Source organism: Meridianimarinicoccus zhengii (assembly GCF_003254465.1).
Lineage (GTDB): Bacteria > Pseudomonadota > Alphaproteobacteria > Rhodobacterales > Rhodobacteraceae > Meridianimarinicoccus > Meridianimarinicoccus zhengii.
The window spans coordinates 1-517 of record NZ_QDFI01000218.1 but is presented as its reverse complement, the minus strand read 5'-3'; the positions used below and the strand labels follow the sequence as shown (position 1 = coordinate 517).

The following is a 517-nucleotide window of genomic DNA, read 5'->3' as shown; positions in this document are numbered from 1 at the left end:
GCACTCAAATCTCCCTCGGCAGGCTCCAGAACGACAGGCCAGAAGGTTGTTCAGCCTGAACGAAGTATTACCGAGATCGTCTGGCATCAAAATTTCTCTTGAACCTCTAGTAGCTTTAGGAGTTAAGCCACCGACATAGAACGGCACCATGGAGCAAGTTGCCAATAACGCCTCACTCTTTCCCGGGCGAACAACACTGCGTTCGGGGTAAGGTTCGGTTTGCCGTCCAATGCGTGAACGGAGCAATCTATATGCTGACAAGACGACACTTCATCCAGACGACTGCCGCATTGTTCTCGGCGTCTATCTCGAGTCCGCTCCTCGCTGACACCTGGCCCACTGAAGCGGAAAAGGCGGCTTGGGATGCACAGATTACACCGCCGGGCTATAACCCAGCCACATCAAACCCGTGGGGCCTGCACCCGCGCTTTCTGCCGCAGCGGGTTATAACTAAAGAGTTCAGGCTGAACAAACTTCTGGCTGGCCGCTCTGACGATTGCCGCGACAGTTTTCAGCC

1 pseudogene is annotated in these 517 nt (G+C 54.7%); it reads left to right on the top strand.

What is annotated here, in order from left to right:
• Nucleotides 1–251: 251 nt before the first annotated feature.
• A pseudogene (locus tag DDE13_RS23525) lies at nucleotides 252–517 on the top strand (hypothetical protein); the annotation flags it as partial.